The 19450-nt window shown below is 36.7% G+C and carries 21 protein-coding genes; 18 read left to right on the top strand and 3 right to left on the bottom strand.

From position 1 onward, the window contains the following. Window positions 1–46: 46 nt before the first annotated feature. The 4 genes from deoC (at window position 47) to MHB75_RS06725 (ending at window position 2870) form a co-directional block, all read left to right on the top strand. Window positions 47–715, top strand: a complete 669-nt coding sequence (gene deoC / locus MHB75_RS06740; protein ID WP_340996669.1) for a deoxyribose-phosphate aldolase — start codon at window positions 47–49, stop codon at window positions 713–715. Between the two features lie 113 nt (window positions 716–828). Then, window positions 829–1002, top strand: a complete 174-nt coding sequence (rpsU, locus tag MHB75_RS06735) for a 30S ribosomal protein S21 (RefSeq protein ID WP_004227078.1) — start codon at window positions 829–831, stop codon at window positions 1000–1002. Between the two features lie 468 nt (window positions 1003–1470). Further along, window positions 1471–1755 (top strand): hypothetical protein, encoded by a 285-nt coding sequence (locus MHB75_RS06730; RefSeq protein ID WP_340996668.1) that lies wholly within the window; start codon window positions 1471–1473, stop codon window positions 1753–1755. Further along, window positions 1653–2870: an amino acid permease gene (locus MHB75_RS06725; RefSeq protein WP_340996666.1), complete on the top strand. Its 1218-nt coding sequence runs from the start codon at window positions 1653–1655 to the stop codon at window positions 2868–2870. Before MHB75_RS06730 ends, MHB75_RS06725 begins: the two co-directional genes overlap by 103 nt. 166 nt (window positions 2871–3036) lie before the next feature. Here MHB75_RS06725 and MHB75_RS06720 read toward each other — a convergent pair whose 3' ends face one another. Beyond that, a complete protein-coding gene (locus MHB75_RS06720) occupies window positions 3037–3258 on the bottom strand; it encodes a hypothetical protein (protein WP_141274559.1) in 222 nt (73 codons plus the stop codon). A 175-nt stretch (window positions 3259–3433) separates the two neighbouring features. On the opposite strand from MHB75_RS06720, the gene MHB75_RS06715 reads away from it, so the two are divergent. The 11 genes from MHB75_RS06715 (at window position 3434) to recO (ending at window position 14043) form a co-directional block, all read left to right on the top strand. After that, window positions 3434–5422, top strand: coding sequence for an ABC1 kinase family protein (locus MHB75_RS06715; protein ID WP_141274560.1), 1989 nt, complete (start codon window positions 3434–3436; stop codon window positions 5420–5422). Window positions 5423–5510: 88 nt separating this feature from the next. Continuing rightward, window positions 5511–6158: an NfeD family protein gene (locus MHB75_RS06710; RefSeq protein ID WP_340996662.1), complete on the top strand. Its 648-nt coding sequence runs from the start codon at window positions 5511–5513 to the stop codon at window positions 6156–6158. A gap of 17 nt (window positions 6159–6175) precedes the next feature. Continuing rightward, window positions 6176–7180: a flotillin-like protein FloA gene (gene floA / locus MHB75_RS06705; protein ID WP_141274562.1), complete on the top strand. Its 1005-nt coding sequence runs from the start codon at window positions 6176–6178 to the stop codon at window positions 7178–7180. Between the two features lie 29 nt (window positions 7181–7209). Next, window positions 7210–7668: a hypothetical protein gene (locus MHB75_RS06700; RefSeq protein ID WP_340996659.1), complete on the top strand. Its 459-nt coding sequence runs from the start codon at window positions 7210–7212 to the stop codon at window positions 7666–7668. Window positions 7669–7897: 229 nt separating this feature from the next. Then, window positions 7898–8863, top strand: coding sequence for a PhoH family protein (locus tag MHB75_RS06695; protein ID WP_068452612.1), 966 nt, complete (start codon window positions 7898–7900; stop codon window positions 8861–8863). Window positions 8864–8938: 75 nt separating this feature from the next. Beyond that, window positions 8939–11074 (top strand): HD family phosphohydrolase, encoded by a 2136-nt coding sequence (locus MHB75_RS06690; protein WP_340996656.1) that lies wholly within the window; start codon window positions 8939–8941, stop codon window positions 11072–11074. Between the two features lie 11 nt (window positions 11075–11085). Then, window positions 11086–11574: an rRNA maturation RNase YbeY gene (gene ybeY / locus MHB75_RS06685; RefSeq protein WP_068452618.1), complete on the top strand. Its 489-nt coding sequence runs from the start codon at window positions 11086–11088 to the stop codon at window positions 11572–11574. Beyond that, window positions 11561–11920 (top strand): diacylglycerol kinase family protein, encoded by a 360-nt coding sequence (locus MHB75_RS06680; RefSeq protein WP_340998587.1) that lies wholly within the window; start codon window positions 11561–11563, stop codon window positions 11918–11920. The genes ybeY and MHB75_RS06680 overlap by 14 nt, the downstream gene beginning before the upstream one ends. 21 nt (window positions 11921–11941) lie before the next feature. Next, on the top strand, window positions 11942–12349 hold the full coding sequence (locus tag MHB75_RS06675) for a cytidine deaminase (RefSeq protein ID WP_068452624.1): 408 nt from the start codon (window positions 11942–11944) through the stop codon (window positions 12347–12349). After that, a complete protein-coding gene (era, locus tag MHB75_RS06670) occupies window positions 12336–13244 on the top strand; it encodes a GTPase Era (protein ID WP_141274566.1) in 909 nt (302 codons plus the stop codon). The genes MHB75_RS06675 and era overlap by 14 nt, the downstream gene beginning before the upstream one ends. Window positions 13245–13260: 16 nt before the next feature. Beyond that, window positions 13261–14043: a DNA repair protein RecO gene (gene recO, locus MHB75_RS06665; RefSeq protein ID WP_141274567.1), complete on the top strand. Its 783-nt coding sequence runs from the start codon at window positions 13261–13263 to the stop codon at window positions 14041–14043. 15 nt (window positions 14044–14058) lie between these two features. On the opposite strand, the gene MHB75_RS06660 is transcribed toward recO, so the two are convergent. Further along, a complete protein-coding gene (locus tag MHB75_RS06660) occupies window positions 14059–14454 on the bottom strand; it encodes a hypothetical protein (RefSeq protein ID WP_141274568.1) in 396 nt (131 codons plus the stop codon). A gap of 193 nt (window positions 14455–14647) precedes the next feature. Here MHB75_RS06660 and MHB75_RS06655 point away from each other — a divergent pair, with 193 nt between their 5' ends. Further along, window positions 14648–15880 (top strand): hypothetical protein, encoded by a 1233-nt coding sequence (locus tag MHB75_RS06655; RefSeq protein WP_340996651.1) that lies wholly within the window; start codon window positions 14648–14650, stop codon window positions 15878–15880. 310 nt (window positions 15881–16190) lie between these two features. Here the strand turns inward: MHB75_RS06655 and MHB75_RS06650 are convergent, their stop codons facing one another. Further along, window positions 16191–17576, bottom strand: a complete 1386-nt coding sequence (locus MHB75_RS06650) for a glycine--tRNA ligase (RefSeq protein WP_141274730.1) — start codon at window positions 17574–17576, stop codon at window positions 16191–16193. 324 nt (window positions 17577–17900) lie between these two features. Here MHB75_RS06650 and MHB75_RS06645 point away from each other — a divergent pair, with 324 nt between their 5' ends. Next, on the top strand, window positions 17901–18539 hold the full coding sequence (locus MHB75_RS06645) for a helix-turn-helix transcriptional regulator (protein WP_170214783.1): 639 nt from the start codon (window positions 17901–17903) through the stop codon (window positions 18537–18539). A 13-nt stretch (window positions 18540–18552) separates the two neighbouring features. Next, window positions 18553–19365 (top strand): pyruvate, water dikinase regulatory protein, encoded by an 813-nt coding sequence (locus MHB75_RS06640; protein ID WP_141274732.1) that lies wholly within the window; start codon window positions 18553–18555, stop codon window positions 19363–19365. The last annotated feature ends 85 nt before the right edge of the window (window positions 19366–19450 follow it).

The raw sequence follows: 19450 nt of genomic DNA, 5'->3' as shown, positions 1-19450 counted from the left end.
CTATGCTAATAAAGAGGTACGTACAACTTGAAAAAGGAGCTATTTTATGACAACAAATATCGCATCACTTATTGATCACACATTATTAAAACCAGAGGCGACAGCGGCACAAGTAAAAGAGTTATGCAAAGAAGCGAGAACATATGACTTTGCATCTGTGTGTGTTAATCCATCTTTTGTAAAATTAGCAGCAGAAGAATTACAAGGAGCAAAATCAAAAGTATGCACAGTAATTGGTTTCCCATTGGGTGCATCAACAGCTAAGACAAAAGCTTTTGAAACAAAAGATGCTATTGCAAATGGTGCAGACGAAATTGATATGGTTTTAAATATCGGTGCATTAAAAGCGGGACAATATGATGTTGTGTTAGAAGACATGAAAGCTGTACGTGAAGCAGCGGGTGAAAAACTTGTAAAAGTTATTTTAGAAACATGTTTATTAACAGACGAAGAAAAAGAAAAAGCCTGTGAATTAGCAGTAGAAGCAAAATTAGACTTTGTAAAGACATCTACAGGCTTCTCAACAGGCGGTGCAACAGTTGAGGATGTTGCACTTATGCGACGTATTGTAGGCGCTGAATTAGGCGTAAAAGCTTCGGGGGGCATTCGTAGCTTAGACGACGTTGAAAAAATGGTAGCAGCAGGTGCAAATCGCATCGGTGCAAGCTCAGGTGTAAAGATTATGAACGGTTTATCATCAGATTCTGAATATTAATGTAACACAGTGCTTGACCATTATACGTATATAGGATATAATCTTGTAGTAAACAACGATATGTTATTCATATTGGTTGTGCTTTGACGTGTGTCGGAGGGAGGGAAAGAGAGATGTCAAAAACTGTCGTTAGAAAAAACGAATCGCTTGAAGATGCTCTTCGCCGCTTCAAACGTACTGTTTCTAAAAGTGGTACAATTCAAGAGGTAAGAAAACGCGAATTTTATGAAAAACCTAGCGTAAAACGCAAAAAGAAATCAGAAGCTGCACGAAAACGTAAGTGGTAATTTAATTCCTATGCAATCCCTACGTTCAAAACACGCACTATCATGATTTATTTAACTTGCAAATGAATGAAAGCCTGAAAATCCTTGAGATTTTCAGGCTTTTTTAATGCGTATCAAATAAAAAAGTGGTAGTACATTTGAATTATTTTTATAAAAATATTTTTTTCGTAAAATGAAAAGCACATTATCTTTTTTCGAGGAAAGCTGAAAGAATAAGCTTTTACGCATAGGAAATTAGCATTCAAAAGAAAAAAACAATATTAAATAGCAAAAAAAAATTGCAGTGCAAAGAAATTTTTCGTATTGTCATTTTGTATAATATAAGATAATTTAGTCTTAACGAACTTTTTGTGAACATTTTAAAAATATAGAAAGTGTAGAAAAAGAAATTTCAGAAAAATTTTTATACTTATAAGAAATCGTTTACAAACAGTAAATTTAGCTTTTTTCAACTAGGGGGGAGACAGGATGGGGAAACAAAATGAGTTACAACGTTCGATTAAAAGTCGACATATGTTCATGATTTCACTTGGGGGTGTAATCGGAACAGGCTTTTTCTTAAGTACGGGGAATATTATGCATAATGCGGGCCCTTTTGGTACGCTTTTAGCATATGCTGTTGGCGGTTTAACAATGTTTTTAGTAATGTTATGTTTAGGAGAGTTAGCAGTATACATGGATCATTCCATGAGTATGCGACACGTTATATTAGCCCAGGAGTTGGTTTTTCAGTTGGTATTATTTATTGGTTAAACTGGGTAGTAACAGTTGGATCTGAATTTACAGCTGTTGGATTATTGATGCAAAGATGGTTCCCAGAATCGCCTGTGTGGGTATGGAGCGCTATTTTTGGGGTAACAATATTTGTCTTTAATGCTTTATCAGTAAAATTTTTTGCTGAGTCAGAATTTTGGTTTGCTGGATTAAAAATAATTATTGTTATTATATTTATCTTTTTAGGTGCTGCAGCAATTTTTGGCATTGTACCAGTTACTGGACATGAGCATGCACCATTATTATCGAATTTTACAGGTGAAGGTGGGTTACTGCCGAATGGTTTTGCACCTATCTTAATTGCGATGGTATCAATTAGTTTTGCGTTTTCAGGAACAGAGTTAATCGGCATTACAGCAGGGGAAAGTGAAAACCCATCTCGTGATATTCCACGTTCGATTAAAAACATCGTATGGCGTACATTATTCTTTTTCATTGGTGCAATGATTGTTTTAGGTGCATTATTACCTTGGGAAGATTCGAGTGTATCGCAAAGTCCTTTCGTTACAGTATTTGACATGTTAGGCATTCCGTACGCAGCAGATATTATGAACTTCGTCATTATTACCGCATTATTATCGGTAGCAAATTCAGGTTTATATGCTTCGACACGTATGCTTTGGTCATTATCAAAAGAAAAAATGGTGCCAAAAGCACTTGGTACAATTAATAAACGTGGTGTTCCAATGAACGCGCTCATTGTTTGTATGTTAATCTCTTGTTTATCACTATTATCAAGTATTATTGCGCCGGCGACAGTTTATGTGATGTTAGTTGCTGTAGCAGGATTCGGTGTAGTAGTTGGTTGGATGGGAATTGTAGTTTCACAATTTATGTTCAGAAGACAATACTTGAAAGAAGGCGGGAAATTAGAGGATTTAAAATTCCGTGTAAAATTGTATCCATTTGTACCGATTCTAGCATTTTTACTTTGTTTAGGTGCAACACTTGGTCTATTATTAGATCCTGAACAACGTTCCGTTTTATACTTTGGTGCCCCGGCGATGATTGCATGTTATTTCTGGTATCATATTCAGAAAAAAATAGCGGATAAGCGTGAGGCGCGATTAAGTGAAACAATAGAAGAAAAATAATACGCATTAAATAAGAAAAAAACTCGTATGAATTGACAAATAAATCATGTGAGTTTTTTTGTCTAAATTCGTTAGCGCAAAGAAAATAAAGGGAATAAAACCAAATGATAGAAATAATCCGAAAAATAAAAAAACTTCTTACATTTGTATGTAAGAAGTTTCACAATCAATCCATAGATTGTTTTTTACCAAGCTCGATTCCTTTTAAGATGTACCAGATAATAACACCCAACATAATAAAGGCTAAAACTGATGTAACAGGATTCGGCTGAACGAATATTTTATCTATAAAGCTCTTGAAAGCTGGTACACTGGTAATTTCAAAAAATGCAGCGATGGAAGTAATCCAAATCCCGATACCGAGGAAAAAGATCCAATTTTTTCTCATTTATAATACGCCACCTTTATAAAATTGATATATTTATTTTACACCCATAAACTTACTTTGCCAATCATTATGATTAAAATAACATAATTGTAACATTCGTTATAAAGGAAAATAGTTTTAAAGGAAAAAATTTGTGAAATATGTTTCAATATAAAGTAGTGGGAGGTGAAGCCAAATGATTCAATTTTTGAGTTGGTTTATCCAATTTACGCTTGTGGGAATTTTAATTTATTTCTTTACAGGCAGATTAATCGGGACGCGTTTAAGTATTTTCAAGCGCTTATTTGCAGTTGGTTTAAGTGTAACGATTACGTCGGTTATTTATTGGTATATGTTTATCCAACACCGTAAAGATTACTATACTCCAATTGAAGATGAGTCGATGTTTTTTAGTACACTCATATGGTTTGCGAGTTTATTATTGATTACGATGTTGTTGCATCTTGTTTTAGAATTATTTGAGCCAGTTCATATTAGTAGTGCTGAGCAAGCGAAACAAAATATCTTTGCTAGAATTATGACAAGATGGCGCTTACAAAGACGTTTGACTTCAGTACTTCGAATTGCGTTTAAATATGGAATCGGTCGTGCGTTTGGTATTTGGCGCACATCAGAAGCCGAGAGAAAAAATGCACATTCGTTTCGTATGATGTTAGAAGAATGTGATGGAATCTTTATTAAATTTGGTCAGATGTTATCTACTAGAAAAGATTTATTACCAGAGGCATTTACAACGGAGTTAGCAGAGCTACAACAAAATATTAAACCAATTCCGAAAGAAGCTATATCCATGCGTATGCAATCTGTATTAGGTGAAGATTGGGAGAAAACTTTCGATCGATTTGATTTTGAGCCGCTCGCTTCAGGTTCAATTGGTCAGGTTCATCAAGCTACGCTGAGCGGAACGTATGAAAAAGTAGTTGTTAAGATATTACGTCCAGATATTGCAGACTTGCTACAAAGAGATTTAGATTTATTAATTAGTTTTGCGCACTGGCTTACAGAGGAATCGCAGTGGGCTGAGAATTTAAATTTTGCAGAACTTGCGCAAAATTTTGCAAAAGGAATGCGAGAAGAAATTGATTTTTGTATAGAGCTTAAAAATATGGAGCAAATTACGAATTCTACTTTAGATAGTAAGTATCCTGTTGTCATTCCTAAGGTGTATAGCCATATGAGTAATTCTTCAGTGCTAGTAATGGAATATATTGATGGTGTGAAAATTACAGAAGCAGACGAAACATTATATCGTAATGGCGTAACGAAAGAAGAGGCGCTTACGCAATTATTCGGAAGTTTTTTATCTCAAGTTATGAAGGCAGGAATTTTTCATGGGGATCCTCATCCTGGAAATGTCCATATCGTAAAAAATACAGGACAAGTTGCGCTTTTAGATTTTGGGGCTGTTGGACGTATTAGTAAAGGGCAACAGCAAGGAATCAAAACATTATTTTTAGGTTATCATCGTGGTAATGCAAGAATTGTTGTCGATTCATTAAAACATCTTGTGGAAAATGACGAACATGCAAAAGATCCAGGTTTTGAACAATCTGTAAGTCAGCTACTTGTTGAAATGGCTTATTTAGATCATATTTCGACGAGTCAAGTCGTACAATCTCTCTTCAAAATTATTCAAAAACATCACATGAAACTTTTTCCAATGGTAGGTATTGCACTAAGAGCACTTGTAACATTAGAAGGAACAATTCAGAGTGTTTCAAAAGACTTCGACGCCTTTAAAGAAGCAAGTGATTTTGCAAAAGATACAGCTAAAATACATGAGCCAATTGAAAAAGTAAAGTCACTCAAACAACTAGCACAAGAAGAGATCTTCCTTGCGTGGCCAGTTATTAAAGAAATACCATATCGTGTCGATCAGATTGCACGAACAATTGAAAAAGGTGAAGTGAAGGTGAAGATGGACTTCACTTCAAGTGAAACAAACAAAGCTTTTTTAGTGAAATGGTTGTCACAGTTTTTGTTACTACTTGTCGCAATTACATTCGGTGTTTTATCAGTTGGTATTTTAGCCGTAGCACAAATTATTCAAAATAGTTATGTTGTTTATTTGAATACAGCAGCTTATTTAGGTCTTTTTTTAAGTTTGCTTCTACTCGTGAGATTAGCGCTTCAAGTTATTCGGGATTCTAAAAGAAATATTTGAAAAATAAATTTTATGAAACCATTTTCATATTTATTCGTAAATACCATTATAAAGACACGAACCCTATAAGATTGGAGGTGCCTGTATTATGGGAGAAATAATACAATTTCTAACGAATCCATATGTTGTACTCGTCATGTTGCCCATCATTAGTTTGTTATTTGTCAGTGCTTTATTTTCATCTGGAGTGAATACAAGTGGTATAATTGCTGTAACACTCGTGTTGACTTTTTTTATCGGACATATAATAGCAGGGTATGCGACATTCGGTTTATTGCTACTATTTGTTGCAGGGTTTATTTGTATGCTTGTCGAGTTAGTGGTTCCTGGTATGATTATAGGTATTACAGGTCTTGTGTTGATTGTTATTAGTTTCTTATATGCTGGTGCGAATTTTACGTTCATGGCATATGCTGTTGCAATCGCACTAATCCTCGCGATTATAGGGATGGTGGTTATGATGAAATTCTTTGGAAAGAAGCTATCTGTTCTAAATCGAATGGTATTATTCGATTCAACAGATACAGAAAGTGGATACGTGTCAAATATCAACCGTACAGAGTTATTGCAACAAACTGCTAGAACGGTTACAGCACTAAGACCGTCTGGTGTTGTAATGTATAATGGGGAACGAATTGACGTTGTATCAGAAGGTAATTTTATCGATACAGACAAAGAAGTCATTTTTGTCAAAGTAGAAGGTTCACGGATTGTTGTGCGTGAGAAAAAAGATTAAACAGGGGGTTTTAAATCATGGGAACAGCAGCGTTAACAGGTAGTGCTATTAGTATGATTATTGTCATTGTTGTAGCGGTCATTTTATTAGCGATTTTATTTACATTTGTACCCGTAGCACTATGGATTTCAGCTTTAGCAGCAGGTGTAAGAGTTAGTATTTTCACATTAATCGGTATGCGTTTAAGACGTGTTATTCCGTCACGCATCGTTAATCCTTTAATTAAAGCACATAAAGCAGGATTACAAGTGTCGATTAACCAGTTGGAGAGTCACTATTTAGCCGGTGGTAATGTAGATCGTGTTGTCAATGCATTAATCGCAGCACACCGTGCAAACATTGAATTAACATTTGAGCGCTGTGCGGCAATCGACCTTGCAGGTCGCGATGTACTAGAAGCTGTACAGATGTCTGTTAACCCGAAAGTAATTGAAACACCATTTATCGCTGGTGTGGCAATGAACGGGATTGAAGTAAAAGCAAAAGCACGTATTACCGTTCGTGCGAATATCGACCGTTTAGTTGGTGGTGCTGGTGAAGAAACAATCATCGCTCGTGTAGGTGAGGGGATTGTATCCACAATTGGTAGCGCGAAAAGTCATACAGAAGTGTTAGAAAATCCAGATATGATTTCACAAACCGTTCTAGCAAAAGGTTTAGACTCTGGTACAGCATTTGAAATTCTATCGATTGATATTGCGGATGTGGATGTCGGTAAAAACATTGGTGCAGAATTACAAATTGAACAAGCAGAAGCAGATAAAAATATTGCACAGGCAAAAGCAGAAGAACGCCGTGCGATGGCTGTTGCTAATGAGCAAGAGATGGTCGCAAAAGTACAAGAAATGAAAGCGAAAGTTGTGGAAGCGGAAGCAGAAGTACCACTTGCACTAGCAGAGGCGTTCAAATCTGGTAATTTAGGTGTCATGGATTATATGAATTATCAAAACATACAAGCAGATACAAGTATGCGTCAATCAATTAGTAAGATGGATCAAAACCACGCAAAAGGTGAGGAATAGGCATCTGATTTGCTAAAGGAGGATGGCATATGGAAGGTCTGGTTATATTTCTCATTATATCCGTAATCAGTGCTGTCATTGGTCGTTTAGGATCAAAAGATGAAGAGAAATCTGCAAAGAAACAAATGCCCTCTATGGGACAAGGACCAACGCAAAAAAAGACATCTACATCTAAAGCACTTGGTGATTACGCAAAGAAAGTTTCACAAGAATTAGATCGTCAATTAACAGAAAATCCAAAAAAGAAGCACGTTAAGAGAGAAAAGCGTGTTACGGCACCTCGAAATGTTACGACCGACACTATCGAATCTTCTCGCCCATTTAAAAATGCAGCGGAACGTCCGAAAGTGGTTGCTGCAACAAATAAAATGGTTGCGAAAAGAAAAGTTGCATCTAGTCGGTCCGTCTTACCACGTACACAACGTGAGTTAGCTCAATCGATTATCGTATCAGAAATTTTGGCGCCACCTGTTTCAAAAAGAAAATAAATCAAAAAGAGATTTTGAAATCAAAAAGACTTCAAAGTCTCTTTTTATATGTCACGAACTCTTCACTCTTTTTTCGAGAACTTTTACGGAAAAACAATAAAACTTTTGCACGCAAACAAAGAGAGTGATAAGCTAGAAAAAAGTACAAGTGTAGACAGGTACTAGTATGTTTAGACTTGTAATGAAAGTAAAAAAATAAAAAATATGATGTACGTTAAGGAGAGCTCAAATGACAGAACAACAACCTATTCAGCTAACGTTAAAAGATCCAAATGAAGCCGTTATGTTACTTGGTATTTCAGATGCAAATTTGAAGCTAATCGAAGAGACATACGATATTCAAATGATTACAAGAGGCGACTCGATTGTCATCGTTGGCAATGACGAACAAAAGGCTGAAGCGGCTGCGCTGATCGAACAGTTATTAAAAGTGATTCGCAAAGACATTAACATCAATCAACGTGATGTAGTTTCCGCAATCGAGATGTCAAAAGCGGGGACGGTTGAATATTTCGCAGAATTATATGATGAAGTGATTGCGCGAAATACAAAAGGGAAAATTATTCGTGCAAAAACAATTGGGCAACGCAATTATATTAAAGCGATTCGCAATAAAGACCTTGTATTTGGAATTGGACCAGCTGGAACAGGTAAAACATACTTAGCGGTTGTTATGGCTGTTACAGCTTTAAAAAATAATGCGGTGAAGCGTATTATCTTAACACGACCTGCTGTTGAAGCGGGAGAAAGTCTAGGCTTTTTACCAGGGGATTTAAAAGAAAAAGTAGATCCATACTTACGCCCTCTATATGATGCTTTGCATGACGTATTAGGGTTAGAGCAAACAACACGTATGATTGAGCGTGGCACGATTGAGATTGCGCCACTAGCCTATATGCGCGGACGTACATTAGATGATGCCTTTGTTATTTTAGATGAAGCGCAGAATACAACAAAAGCGCAAATGAAGATGTTTTTAACACGTCTTGGTTTTGGTTCTAAAATGGTTATAACAGGAGATAAAACACAAATCGATTTACCGAGGGGTGTAGCTTCAGGCCTTACACATGCTGAATATATCTTGCGTTCAGTGAAAGATGTGTCTTTCCAAATTTTAGAAGCGGGAGATATTGTTCGACACCCACTCGTAGCGAAAATTATAACGGCATATGATGATGAAAAAAGTGAAGCATAGAACAGGAAATTCGAGAATGCAAAAAGGGTTCTCGAATTTTCCTATGAATCTACATAAAAGAAAGGTAGGGTGAAGATGTCAAAGTTTATAGAAAAAATAACGAAAATTGTACGTTTCCCCCTGCTATTAGCTGGTATATTAATTCTAACAGGCCTTTTTCAATATTTATTAATGATGAAAGATGTACGAGGTGAACATTACGATTTAAAGTTGTTCCAAGTGTCCCCAGATACGATTCGTTCTGTTAAAACAGTTGAAGATACAGAAAAAACCGAAAAAGAACGGGAAGAAGCAGCTTCTGAAGTAGAGCCCGTTTATACGTATTCAGAAGAAAAAGGGAAAAATACAGTTTCAATGTTGAATACATTGTTTGATGATTTAATTGACCGACAAAAAAAGGTAGCTGATACGAAAGGAAAAGAACGCTCAAAAGCATTAAATGAACAAATCAAAAGTATGCAGTCAGATTTAGCTAAAATTACAGACAACGAAAATAAGATTGAGCTAAATGAAGCGGATTTAAAGTTACTATTAACAAGTAGCGAATCCGAATTAAAAACAGCGCAACAAGATCTTGTCAAGGCAGTAGAACGTCAAATGTCTTCACCTATTCGTGAAGATCGTCTGATGGAGGCACGAGCGAGCGTAGAGCGTACAATTCGTTATAGCTCAACATTCCCAAGTAAACTTCAAGGAGTGGGTATCCGTATTGGACGAGCTGCCTTAGTCGTGAATGAGACAAAAGATGAAAAAGCAACAAAGGAGCGAATGGACTTAGCACGAGCGAGTGTAGATCCAACAAAGATTTTACAAGGACAAATTATCGTACAAGAAGGACAAGTTATTGATCGGAACATTTACCGTCAGCTTCAATTAACTGGTTTGTTAAGTGATGATGCGTCCATTAAGCCAAAGCTTGGTCTAGGTATTTTAATTTTGCTACAGATGCTATTCTTCTATGCAAGTTTTGCAGCGAATAAGCGAAAAGCAGATACAGAAAAAACACGTGACGTTCTGATTACATCTCTTATTTATTTACTATCAATTATTTTAATGCAAATTTTAAATCTAATTGATGGCGAGTTTGATGTGATTGTTGGTTTCTTATTCCCAGCTGCTGTAGCACCGCTGTTACTTCGAATATTAGTGAGTGAACGAGCCGCTATTTTAGCGACAATCATGTTAGGGTTATCAGCAGGTGTCATCTTTCAAGAGGGATATTCGACTGTTATTCAGATGGAATTAGCGCTTTATATGATTATTAGTGGTCTAGCAAGTGTTGTATTTACGAGAAGAATTGAAAATCGCTCAAAGATTTTAACAGCAAGTTTTCAAGTAGCGGGAATTAATATTTTGTTTATTGCATTCTATTTATTGTTAACGCAATCTAATTATACGTGGAATGAACTCTCATTCTATTTACTTGCAGCATTATTTTCAGCGATTCTATCGGGAGCGCTTGCGATTGGTTCGTTACCGTTTATTGAATCAGGTTTTGGGATTATTTCAAGTTTCCGTTTGATTGAATTATCGAATCCAAATCACCCGTTATTAAAGAAAATATTAATGGAAGCTCCTGGAACGTATCATCATAGTTTGATGGTCGCAAATTTAGCAGAAGCGGCTTGCGAAGCGATTGGTGCGAATGGTTTATTAGCGCGTGTCGGTTGTTATTATCATGATATCGGGAAAACAAGAAGACCTGGATTCTTCGTTGAAAATCAAATGAACGGATTGAATCCGCACGATCAGTTGCCACCAGACGCATCTAGCGATATAATTATTGCCCACGTTGAAGATGGTGTGGAAATTTTAGAGAAGCATAAAATGCCGAGAGAAATTATTGACATTGCACAGCAACATCATGGTACGACATTGGTGAAATTTTTCTATTACAAGGCAAAAGAATTGGATGATCAGGTGGAGGAAGAGCAATTCCGCTATAGTGGTCCAAAACCGCAGTCAAAAGAAAATGCGATTATTTGTATTGCAGATAGTGTAGAAGCAGCAGTACGTTCGATGAAAGAGCCAAGTGCAGAAAAAATTCGTGATCTCGTTCACGCCATCGCACAAGATAAATTAATGGATGGTCAGCTGGATGAATGTGACCTTTCAATTAAAGAACTTAAAATTATTGAAAAAGTTTTTTGTGAGACACTAAATGGAACATTCCATTCACGCATTGAGTATCCGAAGCAAGACAAAGCTTAGGAGGGCATTATATGCTATTAGAAATTGATTTTTTAGATGAAACAGAAGAGGTTCAACAAAGTGATATAGCACTTGTTTCCTCTTTACTACAACATGCTGCAAAAGTAGAAAATATTGAAGAAGGCACAGAATTATCTGTTACGTTTGTGACGAATGAAGCGATTCATGAGATTAATAAACAGTATCGTGATAAAGATGCACCAACAGATGTCATCTCATTCGCTTTAGAAGAATTAGGTGAAGGTGAGACAGCGATTATTGCTGAAGGAATGCCGCGTGTATTAGGAGATATCATTATCTCGATTGACCGTACGCGTGAACAGGCAGAGGAGTTCGGTCATTCATTTGAACGTGAACTTGGTTTTCTCGCGGTTCATGGCTTCTTACATCTACTAGGTTATGACCATATGACACCAGAAGATGAAAAAGTTATGTTTGGAAAGCAAGATGAAATTTTAGAGTCATTTGGTTTGTCACGTGACAAAAATGAACGTGATTAAAAAGTTTTTTAAATCATTTGTGTATGCTTTTGCAGGGATTCGGGCAGTATGTAGTGAACGGAATTTTCGATTTCACTTATTTGCAATGGTTGTCGTTATAGTAGCTGGGTTTTTAACAGGAATTTCAGCAAATGAGTGGACAATTCTACTCTTTGTAATCGCAGCTGTGTTATCATTAGAGATGACGAATTCCGCTATCGAGCGCGTAGTAGATTTAGTGACGGATGAATTTCATCCCCTTGCCAAACGAGCGAAAGATTTAGCAGCAGGAGCTGTGTTAATCGCAGCAATTTTTAGTGTGATCATTGGCTTAATTATCTTTTTGCCAAAATGGTTTGAATTCTAGTAAATAGAATGGAGAGAGTATATGAATCCCACACAACTGATGGAAGAAGCAAAAAAAGGGCGTTCATTCGCCTATGTACCGTATTCAAAATTCCCTGTCGGAGCCGCATTATTATCAAAAGACGGCGAAGTATTTCATGGTTGTAATATTGAAAACTCGGGTTATAGTTTAACAAACTGTGCTGAACGAACAGCAATTTTTAAAGCCGTATCACAAGGTACAAAACAATTTACAGCACTTGCGGTTGTAGCAGATACAGAAGGTCCTGTAGCTCCATGTGGTGCTTGCAGACAGGTGATTTCAGAATTCTGTGCCCCTGATATGCCCGTATATTTAACAAATTTAAAAGGCGATGTACAAGAAACAACGGTAGCAGAATTACTACCAGGAGCCTTTACCCCGGAGGATGTATTACATGCAACAGAATAAACAATTTAAATCAGGTTTTATCGCAATTATTGGACGTCCGAACGTCGGAAAATCAACATTTTTAAATCGTGTTATCGGCCAAAAAATTGCGATTATGAGTGATAAACCACAAACAACACGTAATAAAGTACAAGGTGTATTAACAACAGATGATGCACAAATGATCTTTATCGATACACCAGGTATCCATAAGCCAAAACATAAACTAGGCGAATTCATGTTAAAAGTATCAAAGAATGCTTTACGTGAAGTGGAAGTCATTATGTTTATGGTTAACGCAGAACAAAAATTAGGACCTGGCGACGAGTATGTAATGGAAATGCTAAAAGGTACAAAAACACCTGTGTTTTTAGTCGTAAACAAAATTGATGCCATTCATCCTGATGAAGTGTTAGCGAAAATTGAAGAATACCGCACTGCATTTGATTTTGCAGAGATTATTCCGATTTCAGCACTTCAAGGAAATAATGTCGATCGTCTATTAGAAACAATAAAAAAATATTTACCTGAAGGTCCACAATACTATCCAGCAGATCAGGTAACGGATCACCCAGAACGTTTTATCATCGCTGAAATGATTCGTGAAAAAGTACTTCACTTAACACGCGATGAAGTACCACATTCAATCGCGGTTGAAATTGAAAAAATTCGTCGTGACGAAAATGAAAAAGTACGTGTTACGGCATCGATTATCGTTGAACGTGACTCGCAAAAAGGAATCATTATCGGTAAACGCGGTGCGATGTTAAAAGATATCGGAATACGTGCACGTAAAGATATCGAAAACTTACTTGGCTCAAAAGTCTATTTGGAACTATGGGTGAAAGTACAAAAAGATTGGCGTGACCGTTCATCTCAATTACGCGATTTCGGTTATCGTGACGACGAATACTAGAAGGAAGTGAAAGGCATTGCTCAGTAAACTAGAAGGCATTGTCTTGAAAACTCGTGCATACGGTGAGACGAATAAAGTCGTTATTTTAATGACGGAAGAAGCAGGAAAGATTGCAGTAATGGCTAGAGGTGCTAAAAAGCCTTCTAGCCGTCTTTCTGGTATAACACAGCCTTTTACACATGGAAACTTCTTAGTGGCAAAGGGAAAAGGTATGGGAACGCTCCAACAAGGTGAAGCGATTTCGACGATGCGTCATATTCAGCAAGATATTGAAGCAACAGCCTATGCAAGTTATGTCATGGAGATGGTCGACCGATTAGTTGAAAATGATCGCCCAGAATCTGGTGTATTTCATATGTTAAGACAAGCACTTCATGCAATTGAAGAAGGCTATGATCCAGAAGCGATTTCTTTATTTGTTGAATGGAAGATGCTGCCCTTTACAGGTGTACAGCCGACATTATCGCATTGTGCAGGTTGCGGCAGTGTAGAAGGGGAGTTTGCCTTTTCATTTGGTCAAGGTGGCTTTTTATGCCATCGTTGTTTTCATATGGATCCTTATATTATTCGTTTAACGCCAACACAATTAAAGTTAATTCGTGTTTTTTATAATATGCCAATTGACCAAGTGGGGAATTTGACATTAAAAAAAGAAACGAAACGCTTTATTAAAAATATTGTGAGTATGATTTATGAAGAACAATCCGGCATGCGTTTTAAGTCGAAAAGTTTTATAACGCAGTTAGAGCGCACGCCACTGTTATTCAATCAAACAGAGAAACAGCCCCCTGAAGAATAGTCAGGGGGCTGTTTTTTATTCATATAAAAATTCTTCGCCGTCTAAGTCATTCATTTCATGATACATCGAAGTATCCCAGAAAATTTGACTCATAACGATATTTTGTTCATATGGTAACTGTGCTGCATCGATTTGCATGTTTTGTTGATTTAATATACTTGTGTTCAAATTGTGTATTTGTCGCGGTGTATATTTGCGATTGGCTACATAAGAAAACACTTTTGATACTTCAACGTTGAGAATATCAGGATATGTTGGTGAGATGTTCGCACTAATTACTTTAAGTGGTATATCGAATTGTCCATTTGACACTACGAGTTCATCATCTAAAGCAAGTCCAACGGTTAAAGCTTTATCGAATTTAATTGCGAGCGTGCCATATGAAAAGATGCGATGTAGTTTTTGTTTCAAAACATCAAGTCCTTTCAAGCTTGTACTATACCTTTCATTATAAGCTACTTTAAAAAATAAAAACACTTTTATACATAGAAGAAAGAAATGAAAAATATTGTTTTTTTGTATATATATATAATAATCAAGTGAGTTCGTAGTTTTTATGGATTTAATATAAATTCTACATAAACATATGAAGAAGGAACTATTAATGAAAAAATATAAATGGTTTTATGTCATCGGAAGCATTTTAATTGTCATTGCGACATCAGCTTACTTTTTACCACGTCTTATTGTTTATATGGCGTATTCTTCTCATTTAGGAGAAAAAGAAGTGCAGCTTATAGAAAATATCCCTAAAGCAACGAATGCATTAAATATGAAAAACGGCAAATATGTATTAGCCTTTTCAGAGTTAAGAAGTATGAATGAAGCGAATACAGGCGCATTTTATGTCATTGACGAAGCAGGGAACTTTTTATCGCAGAATACCAAACAAGATTTATCAGAACCCATTAGTATGACATCAACGAACAATCAAGCGTATGTCGTAAATAATCGCTCTTCCCAACGTTCTTCAATCGATTTAAAAACAGGTAAGATTGAGTCTATTAATTTAAATAAAAATGCAAGTCATTCATTTTCAATTCAATCGAATGATGATTATGTGATCTATGACATTGCAGGAGATTTAAAAAATGGTCAAAAACTTGTATATTGGCAACGGAATCAACCAAGTAATAAGAAATCTCTTACAATCCCACATGGTTTTACACATTCCATACATATTGAAAAAGATGACGCATACATTACGACAGCTGACTCTGATGCAATCGCCTATATCCATCACATTGATTTAAAAAGCGAGGAAGTTGTTTCTTCAAAGAAATTAGAGTTAGATGATGAAGAATACTCAAAATCTAGCTTACCAGGTAATCCAGCATTAGTCTTTTATAAAGGTTATTTGTATTATGCAGTCAGTCAAGTGAGAACGGGTGCGGATGATCATACAGTTATAAACGCAGGAAAGCTGGTTAAAATTGATCCCAAAACATTGGAAGTCGTTAAAAAAATACCGATTGGTGATAAAAATTTCAACCTGGACTCGCTTGCAGTTGTCAATCATCAACTTGTAATTTTAAGTGGGTATTCAGAAGCGTATGTGATGAATGAACAAGAACAAATTCAAAAACGTACGTTCAAAATACCGAAGAATCAACGTTCAACCCTCGATCAAAAAAGTACACTCACTGAACAAATAACGGTTAAAGGAAATAAAGCCTATATTTTTACGATGTACGATCTTCGTAATAGTAAAGATGATGAAAATATACGTGGTGAAATAAATGAATTTAATTTAGAAAATGGTGAACAACTTTCTAGAACAATTATCCATATGCCTGTATCTTCCTATTTGATTATGACTTTTGCTGTTATCGAATAAATTTATAAAAATAGCCAACGAACCGATTGTTACTTCGATTCGTTGGCTTATTTTGTGTATATAATCGGATTAAAATGCGGCTTCTACATCTTCACACCATTTCAGTCACTTGGGTGAAAGTGAAGTGCGACTTTCACGTCGTGCCTTCCAATGTCCTATGATGTGACCAGAAGCTTCATCTTTCTATGAAGTCCAGATTCAGCTTCTACATCATCGGTCCATTTCAGTCACTTGGGTGAAAGTGAAGTGCGACTTTCACGTCGTGCCTTCCAATGTCCTATGATGTGACCAGAAGCTTCATCTTTCTATATTAAAATTCTAGTGTTTTTTCAATGAATGCTTTTACGTCTGCGATTGGCATGCGTTCTTGTTCCATTGTGTCGCGGTGGCGTACTGTTACCATACCGTCTTCAGCTGAGTCGAAGTCGTATGTGATACAGAATGGTGTACCGATTTCGTCTTGACGACGGTAGCGTTTACCGATTGATTGTGATTCATCATAATCAACTGGGAAGTGCTTGCGTAATTCAGCCCATACGTCATGGGCACCTTCAGCTAATTTTTTAGATAATGGTAATACTGCTGCTTTGAATGGTGCTAAAGCAGGGTGGAAGCGTAAAACTGTACGTGTGTCGCCGCCTTCTAATTCTTCTTCTTCGTAAGCGTCACATAGGAATGCAAGTGTTACACGATCAGCACCTAATGATGGTTCGATACAGTATGGTACATAACGTTCGTTTGTTACAGGGTCGATGTATGTGAAGTCTTCACCTGAATGTTCCATATGGCGTTTTAAGTCGAAGTCTGTACGAGATGCAACACCCCATAGTTCACCCCAACCGAATGGGAAGCGGAATTCGATATCTGTTGTTGCGTTTGAGTAGTGAGATAATTCATCTTCTTCATGGTCACGTAAACGCATTGAATCTTCTTTCATTGAAAGGTTTAATAACCAGTTTTTACAGAATTCTTTCCAATAAGCGTGCCATTCTAATTCTTCACCTGGTTTGCAGAAGAATTCTAATTCCATTTGTTCGAATTCACGCGTACGGAATGTAAAGTTACCTGGTGTAATTTCGTTACGGAATGATTTACCTACTTGTGCAATACCAAATGGTGTACGTTTACGCATTGAGCGCTGTACGTTTTTAAAGTTAACGAAAATACCTTGTGCTGTTTCAGGGCGTAAGAAAATTTCATTTGTAGAATCTTCTGTTACACCTTGGAATGTTTTGAACATTAAGTTGAATTGGCGAATATCTGTGAAGTCATTTGCACCACAGTTCGGGCAAGTTACATCAAGTTCTACCATTTTTTCTTTCATTTGATCAAAGCTCATACCGTCTACGATAATTTCTTTGCCTGTTTTTTCAAGTGAAGCATCTTCGATTAATTTATCTGCACGGTGACGCGCTTTACATGATTTACAGTCGATCATTGGATCGTTGAAGTTACCTACGTGACCTGAAGCAATCCACGTTTTCGGGTTCATTAAAATCGCTGCGTCTAAACCAACATTGTATTCAGATTCTTGAACGAATTTATCCCACCATGCTTTTTTTACATTGTTTTTTAATTCAACACCTAGTGGACCGTAATCCCATGTGTTTGCTAAGCCCCCGTAAATTTCTGAACCAGGAAATACGAAACCTCTGTGTTTTGCTAAACTTACAATACTCTCCATTGATTTTGTCATAAAAATGACCTCCTCTAAAAAATAAAAATGAAAAAAGTACCCGTCTCCGGGCAAACTTTCTGCCCGGGGACGAGTACTTAACCCGCGGTTCCACCCCGATTGGCTATATACATAGCCCTCTTTAACATAAAATGGCTCCCGAATGCCTTTTCTGTGTTCGTGTAGGCTTTCACCAACCCCTACTCGCTTTTAAATGACCACATACTTATATTCCGTTCATCGCCTATATTGTTTGAAGATATTGTATCACGCAATACTTTTCTTAGCAATCTTTAGAAAAGTAGTATATAATAATTAAGAATTAAGTATAACACTTTTGGGGCGGTGAGTGATATCGAACTCAACAAACGTCAGGAAGAAATATTGGAAATTGTCAAGAATAATGGACCAATTACAGGAGAGCAAATCGCAGAGCGCCTGTCCTTAACCCGTGCGACGTTACGACCAGATCTCGCTATTTTAACGATGGCGGGCTTTTTAGATGCACGTCCACGCGTTGGGTATTTCTATTCTGGTAAGAAAACAGGACAAGCAGTTGTTGAAAGTATGACCAATATGAAGGTAAAAGACTTCCAGTCAATACCGATTGTTGTAGCAGAGGATATGTCAGTTTATGATGCCATCTGTCAAATGTTCTTAGAGGATGTTGGAACACTTTTTGTTGTTGATAAAAATGCGTATTTAACAGGTGTTTTATCTCGAAAAGATTTACTACGCACAAGTATAGGGAGCCAAGATTTGAATCATATTCCCGTACATATTATTATGACAAGAATGCCGAACATCGCTTTTTGTGTTAAAACAGATGGACTGATTCAAGCTGCAAATAAGTTAATTGAAAGACAAATTGACGCATTACCTGTGGTGGTAGAGCACCCAGATGGTTATGAGGTTATTGGAAGAATTACAAAAACAAATATTACGCGTGCGTTTTTATCGCTCGCTGAAAATCATGATTTGTAAGGTGGTGCGTTAAATGGATAAAATTTTAGTATATGTAGTCTCAGATTCTGTCGGAGAGACGGGGGAGTTAGTAGCGAAAGCAGCTGTTAGCCAATTTAGACCAGGTTTACAAGATGTAACATTTCAACGCTTCCCACATATCGATAGTAAGGAACAATTAAGCGAGATTGTTCAGATTGCAGTGAGCCAGCAAGCGATGATTGTTTATACGATTGTCCAAGAATCGCTTCGTTACTTCTTGCATGCAGAGTGTGAAATGTATCGTATTCCACACAATGATTTAATGGGTTCTTTAATGGATATGTTAAGTGATTCCTTACATTTAGAACCGATTGAAGAACCAGGTCTTGTAAGGAAGTTAGATGATGATTACTTCCAAAAGATTGAAGCAATCGAATTTGCGGTGAAATATGATGATGGACGAGATCCACGTGGTCTATTAAAGGCAGATATTGTTCTAATTGGTGTGTCACGTACATCGAAAACACCATTATCACAGTTTTTAGCACATAAGCGTTATAAAGTAGCCAATGTACCACTTGTGCCCGAAGTAGAGCCGCCGGAAGAATTATTTTTAGTACCGCCGGAAAAATGCTTTGGTTTGATTATTTCGCCTGAGAAACTGAATGGTATTCGAAGAGAACGCTTAATCGCACTTGGATTAAATGATGGTGCGAATTATGCAAAGTTCGAGCGCATTGACGAAGAAATTGAACATTTTAAACGCATCGTTGATCGAATCGGTTGCCCGGTTATTGATGTGACGAATAAAGCAGTAGAAGAAACTGCAAATGATATTATTCATCGACTGCAAAAAAATCAATAAAAGTCCGTCTAATTCCTCTTACATGATTGCGAGGATAGACGGATTTTATTTTCCTTTTAAGTCAATAAATTATTTTCTTAGAAAA

The sequence above is a fragment of the Kurthia sp. FSL E2-0154 genome, assembly GCF_038003625.1.
GTDB lineage: Bacteria > Bacillota > Bacilli > Bacillales_A > Planococcaceae > Kurthia > Kurthia gibsonii.
Note: the sequence above shows the minus strand (reverse complement) of the source record. Positions and strands in the feature narration are given on the sequence as shown.